The organism is Streptomyces sp. AM25 (assembly GCF_058146165.1).
This window is the reverse complement of the sequence record NZ_JBKIWN010000131.1, coordinates 1-1,067: the sequence shown is the minus strand read 5'-3', so window position 1 is coordinate 1,067 and position 1,067 is coordinate 1. Positions and strand designations below refer to the sequence as shown.

Here is a 1,067-nt window from a genome sequence, read left to right as displayed (position 1 = left end):
CTCCTCACCTGCGAAAACGAAGGATGAAAAAGGTTCAGTGACGGAGCACAGGACCAGACGAAGGCCGCCTTCTCGTCCGCTAAACTGCGAAAACGCCGACCAAGTTCGAGCCGCGTTCGACACCGGACCATAAATGACAAGTTAGATGATGAGATGTTCCGGTCGGCAGGGCCGACCGGAACGGTCGGAGTGGAAGCTGTAGACTGTCGCTTAAAATTAGCGATGCGCCAATCCGGTCAGCTTTCACTGGTGTAACGGATAAATAAGGGTGAGTGGATTGGGTTGAGCATCCTTTAAAGGATGTCGATATTCAGGACATTGTTCAAAAGGTTGTGCTCTTTGAAGACGTTGCGGTTCTCCTCGTGGCGCCACTCCGGCCAGGCGCGACCAGGCCATTCACGGCCTTCCTGGCAGTAGTAGTGCCCGGACCATTCGCGGCCATTCCGTCCATCACTCTCCCACTGGTTGTGGCCTCGGCAGTAGTCTTTAGCGACTGCGCCTGGCGTGTGAGGGGCAGCCTCGGCCAGGCTGGCGAGCGGTAAAATGGAAGATGCCGCAATCGTGGCAACAGCGAAACGAGTAAAAATCTTACGCACGGGTACCTCCGCGTCGCAGGGATAATGTCATAAACACATCTACCGTGGTGGCCGGGGTTTTGCCCCTGGAGGTACTGATGCTCACTCGCCAGAGTGACCTTAATACGCTGTCCGGCTGATCCGCGTACATAGTCTCCCCTCGTACTGTGGAGCCTGTGATTGCAAGGGAAGTTGGGGTCCATGGGGTCCAAGCAACGCACGTATGAACCTGAGTTTCGTGAGGGTGCTGTACGCATCGTGATCGAGACCGGGAGGCCGATCCCGGAGGTCGCCGAGGGGCTCGGTGTCCATCCCGGCACGCTCCACAGCTGGGTGTCACGGTGGCGGCGCAACGGCTCGGCGTCCTCCGACCGGCCTGCGCCGGCCGTGCCCGGCAACCGGATCAAGGAGTCGGAACGGGCTGAGCTGGAGCGGCTGCGGCGGGAGATGTCGGAGAAGAACAAAAGGTACGCGATGGTCAGGTCGCCAACC

The 1,067-nt window shown here is 59.0% G+C and carries 2 protein-coding genes; one reads left to right on the top strand and one right to left on the bottom strand.

Going from position 1 to position 1,067, the window contains the following annotated elements:
* Window positions 1–293: 293 nt before the first annotated feature.
* Entirely contained in the window at window positions 294–596 is a 303-nt protein-coding gene (locus ACLHRZ_RS37240) for a hypothetical protein (RefSeq protein ID WP_490423012.1), read from the bottom strand.
* A 180-nt stretch (window positions 597–776) separates the two neighbouring features.
* Here ACLHRZ_RS37240 and ACLHRZ_RS37235 point away from each other — a divergent pair.
* The coding region (locus tag ACLHRZ_RS37235; protein ID WP_490423011.1) for a transposase at window positions 777–1,067 on the top strand (291 nt) is incomplete at its 3' end.